The following is a 17,283-nucleotide window of genomic DNA, read 5'->3' as shown; positions in this document are numbered from 1 at the left end:
GTGACAACGTCCCGGGCCGAGGACGCCGCCACCGCTGGTGAGCGGCGGCGTCGTCGGCGTCCTGGGCGGCAGAAGGGCATCGCCGGGAACGCGCTGTGGTTCTGGATCTTCGTCGGGCCGTTCGTCCTCGGTCTGCTGGTCTTCTCCTACCTGCCGATCATCTGGAGCCTGGTCCTCAGCTTCTTCGAGGCCTACAACACGGCGACGCCGTCGAAGTTCGTCGGGCTGCAGAACTACATCGACATGCTGAAGGACCACAACTTCCTGTCGAGCCTCGGCACGTTCACGATCTTCGCCGTGTTCATCGTGCCGCTGACGTTCATCCTGTCGCTGGCGTTGGCGTTGCTGGTCAACCAGGTGAAGATCGCCCGGGCGTTCTTCCGGTCGGTGTTCTTCCTGCCGACCGCCTGCTCGTACGTCGTGGCGTCGCTGATCTGGCGGCTGTCGATCTTCAACGGCGTCCGGTTCGGTTTGGCGAACACGATCCTCGGCTGGTTCGGGATCGACAACATCGCCTGGCTGTCCACGGTCAGTCCGCCCTGGTACTGGCTGCCGATCGTGACGGTGCGGCTGTGGTTGCAGCTCGGGTTCTACATGATCCTGTTCATCGCGGGGCTGCAGCGGATCTCGCCGACGTTGTACGAGGCGGCGTACGTCGACGGGGCGAAGCCCGGCTGGCAGGTGTTCCGCTACATCACGCTGCCGCAGCTGCGGGCGACGTCGATCGCCGTACTGATCCTGAACCTGATCGCGGCGTACCAGGCGTTCGACGAGTTCTACAACCTGATCGGGAACGTGAACTACGCCCGGCCTCCACTGGTCTACCTGTACGGCATCTCGCTCGGCTCGATCCAGGACCTCGGCCACGGCTCGGCCGGCGCGCTGATCCTGGCCGTGATCATCATGATCGTGACCCTGCTGCAGGCCCGGATCTTCGGCTTCGGAAAGGCGGGTGACTGAGATGGCAGTCTCCGAGCGTACGACGGGAACTCCGCAACCGATCGGCTTCAGCCAGACGGCGTTCGGCCGGGTCGGGATGGTGCTGCGCTGGATCGCGCTGTTCATCGCGGTCGTGCTGTTCCTCTTGCCGTTCTATCTGATCCTGCGCAACGCGCTGTCCACGGAGGCGGACATCACCGCGCCCTCGTGGACGTTGTTCCCGTCGCATCTGCAGTGGGGGAACATCAAGGAGCTGTTCGACGACACCCAGGTGCCGATGGCTCGGGCGCTGTACAACTCCGCCGTCGTCGGGATCCTCGGGACGGCCGGACAGTTGCTGTTGGCATCTATGGCTGGGTATGGGCTGGCGCGGATTCCTTATCGGCATGCGGACAAGATCTTCTACGCGATCGTCGCGACGTTGATGATCCCGGGCGCGGTGACGTTCATCCCGTCGTTCATCGTGGTGTCTTCGCTGGGGTGGGTGTCGTCGCTGCGGGGTCTGATCATCCCGACGCTGTTCAGCGGGTTTGCGGCGTTCTTGTTCCGGCAGTACTTCCTCGGGTTTCCACGGGAGCTGGAGGAGGCTGCTCGGGTGGACGGGGCCGGGTACTTCGGTGTGTTCTGGCGGATCGTCGTACCGAACTCATTGCCGTTCTTCGCGGCGTTGGCGGCGATCACCTTCATCGGCAACTGGAACTCGTTCCTCTGGCCACTCGTGATCGGTCAAGACTCGTCGTCGTGGACGATCCAGGTGGCGATGTCGACGTTCATCACCGCCCAAACCATCAACATCCACGAACTCTTCATGGCGGTCGCCGTCTCCATCCTCCCGCTGGTCCTGATCTTCGCCTTCCTCCAGCGCTACCTGATCCAAGGCGTAACCCAATCCGGCATAAAAGACTGACCCACCACCCGCCGGCAATCGGACACCGCTCCGCGGCGGCTGTCCCATCGCCGCCTCCGGCGGTCCGGGTCTGGGGCTGGGGCGTGATCTTTGCGGAACATGTTGGGCGGCTGGTGCGATTTATGTTCCGGAAAGCCGTGGTGCAACGGGGTTGGTGTACCGGCGGACGGGTGGTGTTGGTGGGGTGGGTAGTGCACCTGAGCGTAGATGTGTGTTCGTGTACGGCGTCTCGCTGGTGCTCTACCCGTCCGTCGGTACGTGGCTTGGTGTGCGGTCGGCGAGTTTTAGGGTGATGACGCCGGTGATGATGACGGCTAGCCAGCCCGCCTTCGCCAAGGTGAGGGTTTCGTTGAAGAAGACGGGGCCGAGGAGGGCTGCGCCGACGGCTCCGATTCCGGCCCAGACGGCGTACCCGATGCTGACCTCGATGGTGCGGAGGGCGAGGCTGAGTGCCCAGAGGGTCAGCAGGAAGAACACGACGGCTACGGCGGACCACCGCAACACGGTGAACCCGTGGCTGCCGCCGACGGAGAGTGCGTAGCCGACCTCGAACGCGCCGGCCAGCAACAGAGTCATCCACCCAGTGCGCCGCATCAAACGGTTCCGGAGAGTTGCAGGCCTGCGACGCCGGCGATGACCAGGGCGATACCGACGGCCTTGCCCACGGTCAGGCGCTGGCCGAACAGCAGCGCGCCGAGCAGCGTGATGCCGACTCCGGCGAGGGAGGTCCAGAGTGCGTACCCGACGCCGACGTCGAAGGTGAGGAGGGCGCGGCTGAGGAAGTACGTGCCGAGGCCGCCGGTGACGAGAGTGGCGGCGGTCCAGCCGCGCTCGGTGAATCCTTGGGCCTTGCCGGCGCAGAGTGCGACGGCGATCTCGAAGACGACGGCGACTGCTAGGTAGAGCCAGTGCATGAGGTTCCTTTCAGTGAACGGTCACCTCATCAGGGTCAAACTTCACACTGGTGTGAAGTGCAAGACTGGTTCCCATGCGCATCGGAGAGCTCGCGGACGCCACCGGCGTGAGTTCGCGTTCCTTGCGGTACTACGAGGAGCAGGGCCTGATCCGATCAGGGCGTACTGCGGGCGGCTGGCGAGAGTTCGACCAGTCGATGGTCGAACGCGTCGTCATGATCCAGCACCTGCTCGCGGCCGGCCTGTGCAGCGCGACCATCGCCGAGCTCCTACCCTGCCTGGAAGCGCCGCCCGCCGAGCGCACCGGCGTACTCGAGGCACTCCTGGCCCAAGGAGTCGAACGCCTCGAAGCCAAACGCCGCGAAATCAACCGAGAACTAGAAGTCCTCCAAGCCCTCCGCCAGGACGTCAGTATCCCCGCCAACCACTGAGCCGTCATACCGGCCTGAGCTCAGTTGTTGTTGGCGGGTGGTTCGGTGGGACATGACTTCGGCTCGATGGGTGGTGGAGTGGGTCAGGGCTTGGGTGCGGGTGGTTGGGGGGAGGTGGTCTACGTAGACGGTGCCGGCTAGGTGTTGGGTTTCGTGGATGAGGCAGCGGGCGAGGTAGCCGGTTGCGTCGAGGGTGAAGGGGCGGCCTTCGAGGTCGTCGGCGTGGAGGGTGACGCGGGCGGGGCGGGGGAGAGGTGCGTTGGCGCCGGGGACGGAGAGGCAGCCTTCGGTGCCGTCCTGTTCGCCGAAGAAGGCTGACAGTGGTACGACGCGCGGGTTGAAGGCGTGACCGACGTGGCGGTCGCCGTACTCGTCGGTCAGGTCGTACACGAACAGCTGGGCATCCACATCCACCTGGTTCGCGGCCAGACCGCAGCCCTCGGCGACCCACATCGTGGTGAACATGTCGTCGATCAACCCGCTCCACCGCTTGGCGCCGAATTCGGTGACCGCCCGGCACGGACGGTGCAGGATTTCCTCGCCGTACTCCGTGATCCGCAGCGCCGTCCCACGCCGTACCTCATCGATCAGCTCGGGCAGTCGGCGACTCGGCCGTCCCTGGATGTACGTCGGCATGCAAAGACCATAGTCTGCAAAGTCTGAGCTTTGCAAAGATCCCAGTCGGCTAAGCTGCGACCATGCCCGAGCAGCGCAGTACCCCGAACCGCCGTGACGTCGTCCGCGCCCATCCGCTGCGGGAAGCGCTGCTCGGCCTGATCGATCGGGACGGTACGACGACGTCCACGGTCGCGGCGCGGGAGCTGGGGGAGAGCACGGGCTCATGCTCGTTCCACCTCCGCCGGCTGGAGGCGCTCGGTCTGATCGAGCCGGTGCCGGGCGCGGTGGGCCGGGTCAAGCCGTGGCGGCGCCTGCGCACCGAGCAAGCGACACTCAACCGCGAACTGGAGGACAGCGCCTACGCAACCTGGCTGGCCGCCAAGACCTCCGACGACGAGGACTTCGCCTTCAGCGAGGTCGTTACCCTCGCCGACGGCGAACTAGCCGAACTCCGAGCCCGCCTCCACCGAGTCCTCCACGACTTCATCGGCAGCGAACCCACCTCCTCCTCCGCCACCACCACCACCCCCACCGCAGTAATCATCCGAGCCTTCCCCCTCCACGAGCAGTAATCCGGGGGAACCGTTGCCTGGCTCGTAGCGTCAGGGCTGGGGACGACATCCGCACCGGGCAACCTCTCGCCCGGTGAACCGACCCGGGATGTGGAGCCCATGACCTACCAGCCGCCAGAACAGAACCCGCAGTCCACCGGCCAGGCCCACCCGCAGCAGCAAGGCGAGGCCGGGTATTCGCAGGATCTTTGGCCGGATTATGCGCGGGAGCCGGAGCAGGTGCGTCCTGTGCCGGTTCCGGAGCGTCCGGCGGGGTCGGGTGTGATGGGGGTGCTTGCGTTGGTGCTCGGGCTCGTCGCCCTGGTCGTGCCGTTCCTGCCGATGGATATGAGTGGCTTCCGGCAGTACGCCGCCTTGCCGTTCGCGGTCCCGGGGATCGGGCTCGCGATCGCCGGCCTGAGCGGTCGTCGCCGCGGCAAACCTCTGGCCGTCGTGGGTGCGGTCCTCTGCGCGATCGCCCTCGTGCTCGGACGGATCATGCTGGCCAACTACTGACCGGCCCCGAGATCGTCAACCGGTGCCCCTCGGCCAGCACCAACGTGAAGGTACGCCGGTACCACGACGTGTCCTCGGGCGCCGTCGAGTCGACGAGGCCGGCCGTGATTGCGGCGTCGTAGAGACGATCGACGAGTACGCCGACGTCGATCGTCATTGTGGCGGGGGAGATTTCGCCGGATGCACGTCGTACTTCGAGGCTGCTCTGGCCGTTCCATTCGGTGAAGCCGAGGAGCGCGAAGCCGTCGAGCTCGAAGCTGACCTGCAGACCGAGCAACGAGCAGAGAAGGCGGACGGTGCCGGGGACATCGCGGACCTCCAGGGTCGGAGTGACTCCGAACGTGGTCGGATCGGTCGGTTGTGCGGCCCGGCCCATCACGACCGATTGCGCGATCTCGCCGTACTGCGTCCTGGGCAGGCGGCCAACGACGTCGAGGCCGGCGTGGCGGGCGACGGCGATCGAGCGGACGTTCCGTGAGTCGATCCAGGCCTCGATCCCGGTGATCGATGCCTGCTGCAACAGGTGATCGACGACCGCCCGAGCCGCCTCGCTCATCAGACCGGCGCCCCAGTGGTCGCGCCGCAGATACCAGCTGATCCCGCGGATCGAGCTGCCCTGATCCGAGAACACCCCGATCACCCCAACCGCATCCTCATCCGGCCGAACCCGCAGTACCCAAGTCCAGCCGCTGTTGCCCCCAAACTCACGCTCCAACCGCTCCCGCGACTCGGCAGAGGACGTCGCCGGAGTTATAAACCCACCGCGCGCCCACTCCGGATCCGAGAACATCGCGTGCAACGCCGCCAGATCCCGCTCCAACTCGAACTCCACCAGGTCGAGCCGGGCCGTCGTGAGCATTGCTCTCCTAGAAACAGGTCATCAGGTGGCGTGTTTGATGACTACGGTCGAGGTTATGCGGATTGTCACGCGCGAGCAGGTCATCGCGTACCGGCTGCACGTCAATCATCTGACCCGTCGACTCCCGGCCGGTTTGCACGAGCAGGCGGCGTACGCCGGGTTGCAAGACACGGCGCCTCGGGACGCGCTGCTCGGGCTGCACGCACGGATGTCGGAGTGCACGCCGTCGGACTGGGAGCACCCGTCGTTGATCCAGACGTACAGTCCGCGGGCGGCGGTGTACGTGCTTCCGGCACGCGACTTCGGGGTGTTCACGCTCGGCCGCCTGCCGCTCGACCCGGCCGCCGCGGAGCGGATCGAAGTACTCGCGGAGCAGGTGTGCGAGACGTTGGGCGGGCGTGAGCGGCGCGGGGCCGGGGTGCACGGGCTGCGGGAAGCGTGTGCCAGCGGGCGAATCGCGGTGCGCTGGGACACGACGTCGCTGTGGGCACGAGAGGTGCCAAAGCCGTCCATCGAGGTCGCCGACGCCCGGCTGGAACTATGTCGACGGCATCTGCACTACTTCGGACCAACGACCCCGAAGGCGTTCTCGTGGTGGTCCGGGTTGTCGCCCGCGGACGCCAAAGCCGTCTGGAGTTCGCTGGCCGACGAGCTCCTTGAGGTCGATTTCGACGGCGTTCCCGGGTGGATTCTTCGGACGGACGAGGAGTGCCTGCGGTCCGTGCCGTCACCGCGTGGAGTTCGGCTGCTGGTCGCCTCGGACCTGCGGTTGTTCGGTCGGGACCGCGACGCGCGCTTCATCGCACCCGGTCTGCGGGCGCTCACGCCGGTGGCGGATTCCTTTCATCCGAACGGGTTGATGGTCGACGGACGCATCGTCGGGGCGTGGGGCCGCAAGGGCGGGCGGGTCGACGTCGTGTTGTCGGACACCCTCAGCACAACGCAGTACGACGCCTTGGAGGCCGAGGTCGCATGTCTGCCGGTGCGGGATGCGAGCCTCTCAGTCCGCTCCGGCGACAATTGGTAGATGCCAGTTCCTAGTTACTTGTCCGTCGGGGCGCTCTGAGATGGGCGAACTGCCGGAGATTCGCAGGTGGGGCGCACATCGGGTGGTGTTGATCGTGCTCCGCCTACTGGTGCTGGCTGCGGTGGTGGTGAGCCTGATCGAGCCGATGTTGTGGCCGGCGATCCCGCTCAGTCTGGTGGTGCTGCTCGGGGCTATGCGTTACGAGCTGCGGCTGACCGACGACGAACTGGTCTTTCGAGAGCTGATCGGATCCCATCGGATCCCTCGCGTAGAGATCGAGTTCGCGAAGTTCGACTACAAGCCCCTGGGCGTCTACCTCGACATCCACCGCCGCAACGGCCAGATCGACCACCTGCGCTTCCAGCCGAGGATGACCTCGACCGAGCTGACCGGCGACCCCGCGACCCCGGACAGCGCCGCCTACCAGATCACCCGCTGGGCCGCCCAGCCAGGCGACTGACGGACCGAACCTCATCCGGTTGGGGGGATGCGCGCAACCGGCCGTCGGGACAGCATCCAGGTGCGATCCGCCGCCGGCTCGGTGGCGGCCGCTGCCCGAGAGGAGATGTCAGGATGGCTGCGAAACGAGGCGGTGCGGCCATGACCGGCTTCGTCGTGTTCGCCGGCGCGCTGCTCATGATGACCGGATTGATCAACGTCTTCGAAGGATTGATCGCGCTGTTCGCCGACAAGCGTCTGGTGATCACGCGGGAGCACCTCATCATCGTGGGCGTGACGGGCTGGGGATGGATGCTGGTGATCTTCGGCCTGCTCCTGATGGCCGTCGGCGCCGGCCTGCTCTGGGCACAGACCTGGGCCAGGCTCACAGCCATCGTGCTGGTCTGCCTGCACGCCGTCACCCAGATCGCCTGGCTCGCCGCCTACCCCGTCTGGTCGCTACTGATGATCGCGCTGGACGTCCTCGTACTGTTCGCCCTCACCGCCCGCTGGTCCGACGTACGCAACGAGCTAGACCGCCCAGCCGCCCCAACCTGGACCGGCCAAGAAGCAGCCGACCTAGCATCCGCCGAACGCCGCCGCCCCCCACTCGGCTGACCCTGGTAGATCGGAGGCTGCGGGTCGACAATGGGCCAGGTCGGCGCTGGGGGAGGCGCCGCAAGGGGGGAACATCATGGGGATCAATCGCGGCTCGTTCGGCACGAAGGCGTTGGTGGCGGCGGGGTTGCTCGTCAGTTGTGTGGGGTGTGTGATCAATGCACCATCGGCGTCACCGAGCAAAGCTGTGGTACCAGAGGAGTCCGCTCAGGTGCCGACACCCAGCGTGCTCGTGACAGCGCCGCCGAGACCCGCTCCGACCAGCCCGGCTCCGGTCCGTCACGCGCTCACCGGTCCCGGAACGTACACCTTCACCTACCAAGGCGCGGTGGGCACGATCCAGGTCCCCGCGAACATCAAGGACCCACGATTGGAGCCGTACGGCGACTATCGGCGGCTCGCCGGTGCGCGGCCCATCACGTACCTGATCGCGCAGGTGGACAATCGGTCGGACGACACGATCAACATGTACGAGGTTGTCGTCGTCACCGCGGACGGGCAGCAGATCGAGGCGACGCCCATCAGTGATTTCATCGACACCTGGCGGGACTCGTTCGCCGGCGAAAACGGCAGCGTCAAGAACTACAACCTGGGGATTGAGCTCTCGACCTCGAGCAGCTTCGACCTGTATCCGGGCGCCAAAGGGACCGCGTTTCTCGGTGCCAAGGAGCCGATCACGACGGTCAAGCGGGTCTTTGTGTACCCGGCGGGCGCATTCGACCGGGTCGAGGCTCGGAGATCCAAGTAGCGGTGGCGCGGTTGCGGAGGGGCCGACTCGAGTGAGGCGGCCCCTGCGTACTACTCCGGGATTTGGTAGGTCGGGGTGAGGATGGCTCGGGCTAGGGTGTGGAAGGCTAGGTTGAAGCCGACTACGGCTGGGGTGGCGTCGGAGTCAACGTCCAGGGCTTCTACGTCGATGGCGTGTACGACGAAGTAGTAGCGGTGGATCTGGTCGCCGGGGGGCGGGGCGGCGCCGCCGAAGGCCTTGGCGCCGAAGTCGTTGCGGACGTGGAAGGCGCCGTTGTCGAGGCGTTCCGTGGTGCCCGCGCCGGCGGGGAGCTCGGTCACGGTGACGGGCAGGTTGACCAGGTTCCAGTGGTAGAAGCCGGAGACGATCGGCGCGTCCGGGTCGTAGCAGGTGACGACGAAGGCCTTGGTCTCCGCCGGGAACCCGGACCAGCTGAGCTGCGGCGACGTGTTCCCGCCGGCGAACGCGTGGTCGTCGGACAGCGGCTCGCCGTCGGCGACGTCGGTGCTGGTGAGGGTGAACGAACCGGCCTTCGGCAGGAGTTCGTACGGGTCCGGGGCGACGGGACGATCGAGCGACATCTGTGTTCCTCCGGGATCTCGCGAGGTGTGGTGATTCCGACATTACTGTCCAGATCCACGGGCACCGACCCGGGGATGCGAAGATCGGAGGAGGTTGCAGCACGTACGAGTAGGCAAGCGAGTGGAGGACGCGGTGGAGGAGTACCTGGAGCGGATCGGGCCGGCCGATGCCGTCGCGATGCGGGCGGCCGAGGAGCGGCATGCGCGGCTGACCAAGCCGGCGGGGTCGCTGGGGGTGCTCGAGGAGTTGTCCGTTCGGGTCGCCGGCATGACGGGGAGTTGCCCGCCGCCGGTGCCTCAGCCCGCCGTGGTGACGGTTTTCGCGGCGGATCACGGCGTACACGCTCAGAACGTCTCGCCGTGGCCGCAGGAAGTGACCGCCGCGATGCTGGCGAACTTCGCCGCCGGCGGTGCCGCGGTGAACGCGTTCGCGACCAACAACGGGGTCGACGTACGGGTCGTGGACGTCGGCGTCGCCACGTCGGTGGACCAGCTGGACATCGTCCACGCCAAGGTCCGCCCGGGCACCCGCGACCTGTCCCAGACCGACGCCCTCACCGAGGACGAGGCCAAGGCAGCCATCGCCGTCGGGTTCGACCTCGCGGACAAGCTGGTCCAGGAGGGGTACCGCTGCCTCCTGACCGGCGACATGGGCATCGCCAACACGACCGCGTCCGCCGCCCTGATCGCGACCTTCACCGGGGCGACCGCCGACGCGGTCACCGGCCGTGGCACCGGGATCGACGACGCGGCGCTGGCACACAAGACAGGCGTCGTACGGTCGGCCCTCGCGCTGCACGCCGTACCGCCGACCGAGCCGCTCAAGGCCCTCCAGGCGTACGGCGGTCTTGAGCACGCAGCCCTGGCCGGGTACATCCTCGGCGCCGCGGCCAACCGCACTCCGGTCATCCTCGACGGCGTGATCGCGGGCGCCGCCGCGCTCGTCGCGCAGGCGTTCCACCCGGCCGTCATCGAGTACTGCGTCGCCGGCCACCGGTCCGCCGAGCCCGGTCACGCCGTCGCGCTGAAGCAGCTCGGCCTGCAGCCGCTGGTCGACCTGGACCTGCGGCTCGGCGAGGGCACCGGCGCGGTGCTCGCGTACCCGATCCTGACCTGCGCGGTCCGCGCGCTTGCCGAGATGGCCACGTTCGAGGACGCGGGGATCACTTCGTGACTCAGCAGTACCTGTCCGGTCTCGTCCTCGACGGACGGCGCGTGGTCGTCGTCGGCGGCGGTGGGGTCGCCCAGCGTCGCCTGCCGCGGTTGCTCGAGTCCGGGGCGCAGATCGACCTGATCTCGCCGTCGATCACGCCGACGATCGAGGGTCTGCTCGGCAACCCATCGCTGAACTGGATCGAGCGCGGGTACGTCACCGGCGATCTCGACGGCGCCTGGTACGTCGTGGTGGCGACGGATGATGCCTCGGTCAACGATCAGGTCTCGGCGGAGGCCGAGGAGCGTCGGATCTTCTGTGTGCGTTCGGACGACCGGTCCCGCGCGACTGCGTGGACTCCGGCGTCCGGGCAGCACGACAACGTGACCATCGGGGTGCTCGGCGGTGGAGATCACCGGCGGTCGGCCGCCGTACGGGACGCGATCCTGGAGGGACTGCGGACCGGTGAGCTGGCTGCGCGTGATGTGGATCGGCGACCGGGGGTGTATCTGGTCGGCGGGGGACCGGGCGATCCGGATCTGATCACGGTGCGCGGGCGGCGGTTGCTGGCCGAGGCGGATGTGGTCGTGGCGGATCGGCTGGCGCCGCAGCAGTTGCTGGACGAGTTGCATCCGGATGTGGAGCTGTTCGATGCGGCGAAGTTGCCGCGTGGTCGGGCGGCTCAGCAGGAGGAGATCAACCGGATCCTGATCGATCGCGGTCGTCAGGGGAAGGTCGTCGTACGGCTGAAGGGCGGCGACCCGTACGTGTTCGGTCGCGGTTTCGAGGAGGCGCTGGCGTGTGCGGCGGCCGGAGTGCCGTGGACCGTGGTGCCGGGGATCACGAGCTCGATCTCGGTGCCGGCGGTGTCGGGGATCCCGGTCACGCATCGCGGGGTGACGCATGAGTTCACGGTGGTGTCGGGGCATATCCCGCCGTCGCATCCGGACTCGTTGGTCAACTGGGACGCGCTGGCGCAGTTGCGTGGGACGCTGGTACTGCTGATGGCGGTGGAGAATCTGCCCGCGATCACCGAGCGGTTGATCGCCGGTGGGCGGTCCGCGGAGACCCCGGCGGCGGCGATTGCCGACGGCACCCTTCCCGGACAGCGGATGGTGACGTCGGATCTGGCGGGCATCGCCCAGGCGATGCAGGACGAGGGCGTCGGCGCCCCCGCGATCGTTGTCATCGGCAACGTAGTCGACGTGGCTCGTCAGGCACGATGAATCTCGTCCAAGTAGCTGATCCAGCCGACCATCGGCTCGCGGATTACGTGCAGTTGCGGGAGGTGAATCTGCGGCGGCTGCTCGAAGAAGAACACGGGCTGTTCATTGCTGAGGGCGACAAAGTGATCCGGCGGGCGGCGGATGCCGGGTTCGAGCCTCGGTCGTTTCTGCTCGCGCCGCGGTGGCTGGACTCGCTGCAGGACGTTCTCGAGAAGTGGCCGGACAAACCGGTGTACGTCGTGTCCGAGGAGCTGGCCGAGCAGGTCACCGGATTTCACGTGCACCGCGGCGCGTTGGCGTCGTACAAACGTCGCGCGGCCCAGCCGCTGGGCGAGCTGCTCGAGCAGGCGCCGAGCCGGATCGCGATCTTCGACGACATCGTTGACCACACCAACGTTGGAGCCGGTTTTCGGGCCGCTGCGGCGATGGGCGTCGGGCTCGTGCTGGTGACGCCGACCTGCGCGGATCCGCTGTACAGGCGTTCGATCAAGGTCTCGATGGGCACGGTCTTCCAGGTCCCGTGGACCCGGCTCGAGACCTGGCCCGGAGCCCTCGACGTACTCCAGGAGCATGGGTACGTCGCCGCCGCGATGGCCCTCGCCGACGACTCGATCACGCTCGACGACCTTGCCGACCGCGACGACGCCAAGCTCGCGCTGATCTTCGGCACCGAAGGCCACGGCCTCAAACCGCACGTGCTCGAGAAGGCCGACCTGACCGTGCGCATCCCGATGGCGGACGGCGTCGACTCGCTCAACGTGGCATCGTCGGCAGCGGTCGCGTTCTACGCAACCCGGCGACGCTGAGGTGAAGCAAGCCATGCGTATGACGGAGCGCCTGGTACTACGTCCGTTCCGCGAGGAGGACCTGGAGCCGTGGGCCGCACTGAACGCGGACCCCGAGGTCACGCAGTACCTCGGCGCGCCCTTGGACCGGGCGCGTTGTAACGAGATCGCGGCCGCGGTCAACGCCCGCTACGAACGGGACGGCTTCGGCTTCCTCGCAATCGAACGGCGGACGGACCGGGCATTCCTCGGCGCGGCTGGCCTGAGCCGTGAGCAGTGGTACCCGGACGATCTCGAGATCGGCTGGCGGCTGGCGCGTGCCTACTGGGGTCACGGCTACGCGACGGAGGCGGCCGCGGCCTGGATCGAGCTCGGCTTCACCGAGCTGCAGCTGCCGCGGGTTATTGCCGTGACCGATACGCCGAACGTCCGTAGCATCGCGGTCATGCGCCGGCTCGGGATGAGCTTCGACCACGAGGCAGTCCTGACCGACGACGGCGAGCAGTTCGACGCGACCATCTACTCGTTGACGGCGGAGGCATGGAGAGCAAGCCGAAAGTAGTACTTGTCACCGGGATGCAGGCGGCGGGGAAGTCGACGGTGGCACCGCTCTTGGCCGCGCGGCTCGGCCCGCCGGCCGCAACGCTCGACGGGGACGTGTTCTACCGCGGAGTGGTCGCGGGGGCCGAGCAGATGACACCTGAGCCGTCGGCGGAGGCGGTGCAGCAGCTGGAGTTGCGGTACGACGCGAGTGCACTGGTCGCGCAGCACTACGCGGACGCCGGGTTCGACTTCGTCTGCAGCGACATCGTGCTGGGGGAGCACGTCGAGCGATGGTTCTCGCGGCTCAAGGGTGTCGAGACCTATCTCGTCGTACTCGTGCCGTCGGTGGAGTCGATCGTCGAGCGGGAGCTCGCCCGCGGCGGCGGGAACGCGTACCGGGACTGGCAGGAACCCGGTGGGACGCTGGCGGACGCCGTACGCGCGCTGCAGGCCGGGCTGGACGACATTCCGCGCCGGGGTCTGTGGCTGGACACCACTGGTCAGACCCCGGCCCAGACTGTCGACGAGATCGACCTGGAGAAGGCCCGCTGGTAGATCAGGTGGCCGGCGTGTCCTCGTGCTCGTCGTCGTGCTCGATCATCGGCGAGACCGGCCAGTCGCTCGGGTAGTCGGGAGCGAACTCCTCGGCCTCGGCGTACAGGCGCTTCTTGTACTTGCGGGAGATGCGGTCGCCGAACACCATGCCCTGGGTGTGGTCGGTCTCGTGCTGCAGGCAGCGCGCCAGCAGGCCGTTGCCCTCGAAGCTGACCGGCTTGCCGTGCTGGTCGACACCGACAACCTTCGCGTAGTCCGGACGGGCGCACTTGGTGAACGCCCCGGGGAGCGACAGACAGCCCTCGTCGCCCTCGTCCAGGTTGCGGTCCTTGCCCTCCGGTACTTCGAGCGCCGGGTTGCACACGACGCCCTGCACCCGATTGCCCTCCTTGTCGGGGCAGTCGAACACGAACAGCTGCAGGTCGACGCCGACCTGGTTCGCCGCGAGGCCGACGCCCTCGGCCGCGTTCATCGTCGCGACCATGTCGGCGACCAGCGTCTGCAGCTCGGCCCCGAAGTCGGTCACCGGCTGATTGACCCGATGCATCACGTCCTCACCCCACCGGGTGATTGGCCGCACCGAACCGTCCTGAGGCAACGTAGACATGGCGGAAATCCTACCCAGACACCGCTGCGTCCGAAGAACTGCCGCAGTTCTTCGGACGCAGGCGGGTGTGCTGACTACTTGGCGTTGGCCTCGTCGCGCCAGGCGACCCAGTCGCGGAGCAGGCCGAGGTCGTAGTCCGGGCCGCCGGCGTGGACGGTGAAGAGGCGGGTGCCGACGTCGAGCAGCTGCTTGCCGATGTCCTCCGGCTTCTTGTCGCCGACGGCGACCGAACGCTCGATCTCGCCCGGGTCGCGGCCGATCGTCTTGCAGTGCTCGTCCAGCACCGCGTGCTTGTGTGCGATGGTCTCGGCGTCGCCGAAGCCGTGCCAGATGTTCGCGTGCTTGGCGACCAGCTTCAGCGTCTTCTTCTCGCCGCCGCCACCGATCAGCACCGGGATGTCGCGGGTCGGCTTCGGGTTGAGCTTCTCCCAGCGCGCCTCGATCCGCGGCAGCGCCTCGCCGAGGGCGTCCAACCGGCCGCCCGCCGTACCGAACTCGTAGCCGTACTCGTCGTAGTCCTTCTCGAACCAGCCGGACCCGATGCCGAAGATCAGCCGGCCGTCACTGATGTGGTCGACCGTGCGGGCCATGTCGGCGAGCAGGTCGGGGTTGCGGTAGGAGTTGCAGGTGACCAGGGCGCCGATCTCGACCCGCTCGGTCGCCTCGGCCCAGGCGGCCAGCATGGTCCAGCACTCGAAGTGCAGGCCCTCAGGCTCACCGCTGAGCGGGTAGAAGTGGTCCCAGTTGAACGCGACGTCGACGCCGATCTCCTCGGCCGCGGCGACGGTACGCCGGATGTCGGCGTACTGGGCGTGCTGGGGCTGGATCTGCAGACCGATCCGTACCGGGAAGGCGCCGTACGGACGGTCGGTGGACTCGGAAGCTGTCATGGTGAAGATCCTATCCGCCGTTACGGAGGACCCTCCGGATAGGTCCGGAACGAGGAGGTACGGCGAGATGCCTGACGACAGTGACGTCGACGAGTTCGCGCGGCTGTTCACGCGGTTCCTGGAGCGCATGCAGCAGAGCGGGCCGCGGAGCAACCGCGAGAGTCTGCGGGACCGGCTCCGGACGCATCTCGGCGTCGACCCCGAGCAGGTGCCGGTGGTGTCGTCGAGCTTCCCGCCGTACGACCTGCCGAACGTGCAGCGGGCGATCGAGGCGTGGTTCGACTCGTTCGACGTGCTGGGGCTGGCGGGGTCCAACCGCGGTCATCACTCGCTCGGTGAGCTCCTCGAGCTGGCGGAGTACGACCGGTTCGGGATCGGGGCGGTCGACTACCAACGGCTGCAGATCGATGTCGACGAGGAAATGGACTGCGTCGCGTTCGGGTTCTACCTCGGGGTGCGGGGCGAGGACCGGTACGTCGCTCTGCTGCGGGCGGCGAACCCGCAGTACGGGCGGTCGAGCGTGGACCTCGAGATCCTCGCGGTGGAGAAGGCAGCGGGCGACCGGTTCCTCGGGGCGTTGCCCGAGTTGATCCGGGAGCACAACGTGTTCCGGGGCAAGGTGGTGTCGTTCGAGGGGCACGAGTTCGGGCAGGGCGTCGGGCCGTTCCGGTTGCATCCGCGGCCGGGGATCACCCGCGCGGACGTCGTACTGCCCGACGGCGTACTCGAGCGCATCGAGCGGGAGGTCGTCGGCATCGCCGCGCATCGGGAGGCGCTGCTGGCCGCGGGTCAGCACGTCCGGCGGGGCGTCCTGCTCTACGGGCCGCCCGGCACGGGCAAGACCCACACCATCCGGTACGTACTGTCGCAGTTGCCCGAGTTCACCGTCGTACTGCTGGCGGGGACGAGCATCCACTTCATCTCGCAGGCGTGTGCGCTGGCACGGATGCTGCAGCCGGCGCTCGTCGTACTCGAGGACTGCGATCTGGTGGCTGAGGCGCGGGACTACTCGCGGGGCGGGGAGAATCCGCTGCTGTTCCAGGTGCTGAACGAGATGGACGGGTTGGCGCAGGACGCCGACGTGGCGTTCCTGCTGACCACGAACCGGGCGGACCTGCTGGAGCCGGCGCTGATGCAGCGGCCCGGCCGGGTCGACATGGCGGTCGAGGTGCCGCTGCCGGACGCCGACGGGCGAGCGCGACTGCTGCATCTGTACGGGCCGGGGCTGGAACTGCCGACCGAGCTGGTGGACGAGATCGTCGACCAGACGGCCGGTACGACGGCGTCGTTCATGAAGGAGCTGGTACGCCGGACCGTCCTGCTGGCGGCCGAGGCGGGTGCGGAGCCGGGAGCCGATCATTTACGGGCCGCGGTGGCGGAGCTGCTGTCGTCGCGCGACACACTCACCCGACGGTTGCTCGGCGCAACGAACGGCGAACCGCACGACGACGGATCCGGCGGAGGACAAGCCCCGGCTGAGCCGGGGGTGGCAGGGCCGGGTGCCGGGGCGGGTGTGATGCCGCGGGGTGGGGCGATGCCTGGGATCTATCGGGGATGATCAGCTGAAGTAGGCCGCAAGGTGGTTGAGCATGGTGGCGACGCCGGGCTTGATCGGCACCTGCTGTTCGTCCGTCAGACCGACGCTGCGGTAGTCGAGCTGGGTCTTGTCGGCCGGGAGTTCGGTCAGGTCGACGGTGATCTCCTCGGCCGGGTCGTCGAAGTGCAGTACGACCTGGTGCGGGAGGTCCAGCTCGCCGTACCGGAGCGTGAACGGGACCTCGACGTCGCCCTCGCCGACGAAGACGGCCGAGATGAGGCCGCCGGCCCGGACGTCGAGTGTGACCCGGTCGGACGGGGTGGTGAAGCCTTCGGCGAGGAACCAGGCGGCGAACGGTTCGGGTTCGGTGAAGGCGCGGACGACCTCGGCGGGCGGTGCGTCGACGACCTGCTGCAAGGTGAACATCTCTGGGTCTCCTCGGTGTTGGGCTGACTCCAGAACTGTGCCTCGACGCCCTTACGGTTTGTTTTCGGTCGGAAGCTGGTCGGCGTAAACGGCGGCCCAGTCGCCGAGGGCTCGGATCGGGACGAGCAGGTCCTTGCCGGCGGTGGTCAGGGAGTACTCGACGCGCGGCGGGGCCTCGGCGTACCGGTGGCGTTCGACCAGGCCGTTGTGTTCGAGGCGGCGGAGGGTCTCGGTGAGGACCTTCTGGCTGATGCCGCCGATCTGCTCACGGAGCCGGCCGGGGCGGGCGGGGCCGTCGGCCAGCGAGTACAGGACGACCATCGGCCAGCGGCCACTGATCAGGTCGGCGGCGACCCGCGCCTGGCAGTCGGCGAAGAATCTCGGCTCCACCCGTCCATTGTGCGTCGGCCGTTG

The 17,283-nt window shown here is 67.7% G+C and carries 24 protein-coding genes; 15 read left to right on the top strand and 9 right to left on the bottom strand.

Features of this window, described 5'->3' with window-relative positions:
• A complete protein-coding gene (locus EV650_RS08410; protein WP_238174077.1) occupies positions 1-960 on the top strand; it encodes a carbohydrate ABC transporter permease in 960 nt (319 codons plus the stop codon).
• A gap of 1 nt (position 961) precedes the next feature.
• A complete protein-coding gene (locus EV650_RS08405; protein ID WP_134116998.1) occupies positions 962-1,846 on the top strand; it encodes a carbohydrate ABC transporter permease in 885 nt (294 codons plus the stop codon).
• Between the two features lie 240 nt (positions 1,847-2,086).
• Here the strand turns inward: EV650_RS08405 and EV650_RS08400 are convergent, their stop codons facing one another.
• Both EV650_RS08400 and EV650_RS08395 read right to left on the bottom strand, forming a co-directional pair.
• Complete coding sequence (locus EV650_RS08400) at positions 2,087-2,422, bottom strand: DMT family transporter (protein WP_238174076.1); 336 nt, start codon at positions 2,420-2,422, stop codon at positions 2,087-2,089.
• A gap of 17 nt (positions 2,423-2,439) precedes the next feature.
• Positions 2,440-2,760: a DMT family transporter gene (locus tag EV650_RS08395; protein WP_134116994.1), complete on the bottom strand. Its 321-nt coding sequence runs from the start codon at positions 2,758-2,760 to the stop codon at positions 2,440-2,442.
• 74 nt (positions 2,761-2,834) lie between these two features.
• On the opposite strand from EV650_RS08395, the gene EV650_RS08390 reads away from it, so the two are divergent.
• Entirely contained in the window at positions 2,835-3,191 is a 357-nt protein-coding gene (locus EV650_RS08390) for a MerR family transcriptional regulator (RefSeq protein WP_134116992.1), read from the top strand.
• On the opposite strand, the gene def (EV650_RS08385) is transcribed toward EV650_RS08390, so the two are convergent.
• On the bottom strand, positions 3,138-3,827 hold the full coding sequence (def, locus tag EV650_RS08385) for a peptide deformylase (RefSeq protein WP_134116990.1): 690 nt from the start codon (positions 3,825-3,827) through the stop codon (positions 3,138-3,140). The genes EV650_RS08390 and def (EV650_RS08385) overlap by 54 nt on opposite strands.
• 62 nt (positions 3,828-3,889) lie before the next feature.
• Between def (EV650_RS08385) and EV650_RS08380 the strand changes: the two genes are divergently transcribed.
• Complete coding sequence (locus EV650_RS08380; protein ID WP_134116988.1) at positions 3,890-4,381, top strand: winged helix-turn-helix domain-containing protein; 492 nt, start codon at positions 3,890-3,892, stop codon at positions 4,379-4,381.
• 99 nt (positions 4,382-4,480) lie between these two features.
• The gene (locus EV650_RS08375) at positions 4,481-4,876 is read left to right on the top strand and encodes a hypothetical protein (protein WP_134116986.1); all 396 of its coding nucleotides are present in this window, start codon (positions 4,481-4,483) and stop codon (positions 4,874-4,876) included.
• Here the strand turns inward: EV650_RS08375 and EV650_RS08370 are convergent.
• Positions 4,857-5,735 carry a GNAT family N-acetyltransferase gene (locus EV650_RS08370; protein WP_134116984.1) on the bottom strand — a complete coding sequence of 293 codons (879 nt, stop codon included), beginning with the start codon at positions 5,733-5,735 and terminating at the stop codon, positions 4,857-4,859. The genes EV650_RS08375 and EV650_RS08370 overlap by 20 nt on opposite strands.
• Positions 5,736-5,790: 55 nt before the next feature.
• On the opposite strand from EV650_RS08370, the gene EV650_RS08365 reads away from it, so the two are divergent.
• The 4 genes from EV650_RS08365 (at position 5,791) to EV650_RS08350 (ending at position 8,566) form a co-directional block, all read left to right on the top strand.
• Positions 5,791-6,762, top strand: a complete 972-nt coding sequence (locus tag EV650_RS08365) for a DNA glycosylase AlkZ-like family protein (RefSeq protein WP_166678062.1) — start codon at positions 5,791-5,793, stop codon at positions 6,760-6,762.
• Between the two features lie 40 nt (positions 6,763-6,802).
• The gene (locus tag EV650_RS08360; protein ID WP_166678061.1) at positions 6,803-7,222 is read left to right on the top strand and encodes a hypothetical protein; all 420 of its coding nucleotides are present in this window, start codon (positions 6,803-6,805) and stop codon (positions 7,220-7,222) included.
• Positions 7,223-7,335: 113 nt separating this feature from the next.
• Positions 7,336-7,818, top strand: a complete 483-nt coding sequence (locus tag EV650_RS08355) for a DUF7144 family membrane protein (RefSeq protein WP_134116978.1) — start codon at positions 7,336-7,338, stop codon at positions 7,816-7,818.
• A gap of 211 nt (positions 7,819-8,029) precedes the next feature.
• Complete coding sequence (locus tag EV650_RS08350) at positions 8,030-8,566, top strand: hypothetical protein (protein ID WP_134116975.1); 537 nt, start codon at positions 8,030-8,032, stop codon at positions 8,564-8,566.
• Between the two features lie 50 nt (positions 8,567-8,616).
• Here the strand turns inward: EV650_RS08350 and EV650_RS08345 are convergent, their stop codons facing one another.
• On the bottom strand, positions 8,617-9,147 hold the full coding sequence (locus EV650_RS08345) for a YbhB/YbcL family Raf kinase inhibitor-like protein (RefSeq protein WP_134116973.1): 531 nt from the start codon (positions 9,145-9,147) through the stop codon (positions 8,617-8,619).
• Between the two features lie 133 nt (positions 9,148-9,280).
• Here EV650_RS08345 and cobT point away from each other — a divergent pair, with 133 nt between their 5' ends.
• From cobT to EV650_RS08320, 5 genes are read left to right on the top strand one after another with little or no spacing between them, the layout of a single operon-like run.
• Positions 9,281-10,321 carry a nicotinate-nucleotide--dimethylbenzimidazole phosphoribosyltransferase gene (gene cobT, locus EV650_RS08340; RefSeq protein WP_134116971.1) on the top strand — a complete coding sequence of 347 codons (1,041 nt, stop codon included), beginning with the start codon at positions 9,281-9,283 and terminating at the stop codon, positions 10,319-10,321.
• Positions 10,318-11,526: a uroporphyrinogen-III C-methyltransferase gene (gene cobA, locus EV650_RS08335; protein ID WP_134116969.1), complete on the top strand. Its 1,209-nt coding sequence runs from the start codon at positions 10,318-10,320 to the stop codon at positions 11,524-11,526. Before cobT ends, cobA begins: the two co-directional genes overlap by 4 nt.
• Positions 11,523-12,332 (top strand): TrmH family RNA methyltransferase, encoded by an 810-nt coding sequence (locus EV650_RS08330; RefSeq protein ID WP_134116967.1) that lies wholly within the window; start codon positions 11,523-11,525, stop codon positions 12,330-12,332. Before cobA ends, EV650_RS08330 begins: the two co-directional genes overlap by 4 nt.
• Before the next feature lie 13 nt (positions 12,333-12,345).
• Positions 12,346-12,873, top strand: coding sequence for a GNAT family N-acetyltransferase (locus tag EV650_RS08325; protein WP_134116965.1), 528 nt, complete (start codon positions 12,346-12,348; stop codon positions 12,871-12,873).
• On the top strand, positions 12,852-13,409 hold the full coding sequence (locus tag EV650_RS08320) for an AAA family ATPase (RefSeq protein ID WP_134116963.1): 558 nt from the start codon (positions 12,852-12,854) through the stop codon (positions 13,407-13,409). The genes EV650_RS08325 and EV650_RS08320 overlap by 22 nt, the downstream gene beginning before the upstream one ends.
• Before the next feature lies 1 nt (position 13,410).
• On the opposite strand, the gene def (EV650_RS08315) is transcribed toward EV650_RS08320, so the two are convergent.
• Together def (EV650_RS08315) and EV650_RS08310 are read right to left on the bottom strand one after the other, a co-directional pair.
• Positions 13,411-14,016 (bottom strand): peptide deformylase, encoded by a 606-nt coding sequence (gene def / locus EV650_RS08315; RefSeq protein WP_134116961.1) that lies wholly within the window; start codon positions 14,014-14,016, stop codon positions 13,411-13,413.
• A gap of 74 nt (positions 14,017-14,090) precedes the next feature.
• A complete protein-coding gene (locus EV650_RS08310; RefSeq protein ID WP_134116959.1) occupies positions 14,091-14,906 on the bottom strand; it encodes an LLM class F420-dependent oxidoreductase in 816 nt (271 codons plus the stop codon).
• 67 nt (positions 14,907-14,973) lie between these two features.
• On the opposite strand from EV650_RS08310, the gene EV650_RS08305 reads away from it, so the two are divergent.
• Positions 14,974-16,464 carry an AAA family ATPase gene (locus tag EV650_RS08305; RefSeq protein WP_134116957.1) on the top strand — a complete coding sequence of 497 codons (1,491 nt, stop codon included), beginning with the start codon at positions 14,974-14,976 and terminating at the stop codon, positions 16,462-16,464.
• Here EV650_RS08305 and EV650_RS08300 read toward each other — a convergent pair whose 3' ends face one another.
• Both EV650_RS08300 and EV650_RS08295 read right to left on the bottom strand, forming a co-directional pair.
• Positions 16,465-16,869 carry an SRPBCC family protein gene (locus EV650_RS08300; protein ID WP_134116955.1) on the bottom strand — a complete coding sequence of 135 codons (405 nt, stop codon included), beginning with the start codon at positions 16,867-16,869 and terminating at the stop codon, positions 16,465-16,467.
• A 51-nt stretch (positions 16,870-16,920) separates the two neighbouring features.
• Positions 16,921-17,259: a winged helix-turn-helix transcriptional regulator gene (locus EV650_RS08295; RefSeq protein WP_238174075.1), complete on the bottom strand. Its 339-nt coding sequence runs from the start codon at positions 17,257-17,259 to the stop codon at positions 16,921-16,923.
• Between the last annotated feature and the right edge of the window lie 24 nt (positions 17,260-17,283).

This window comes from Kribbella kalugense (genome assembly GCF_004365875.1).
In the GTDB taxonomy this organism is placed as follows: domain Bacteria; phylum Actinomycetota; class Actinomycetes; order Propionibacteriales; family Kribbellaceae; genus Kribbella; species Kribbella kalugense.
Note: the sequence above shows the minus strand (reverse complement) of the source record. Positions and strands in the feature narration are given on the sequence as shown.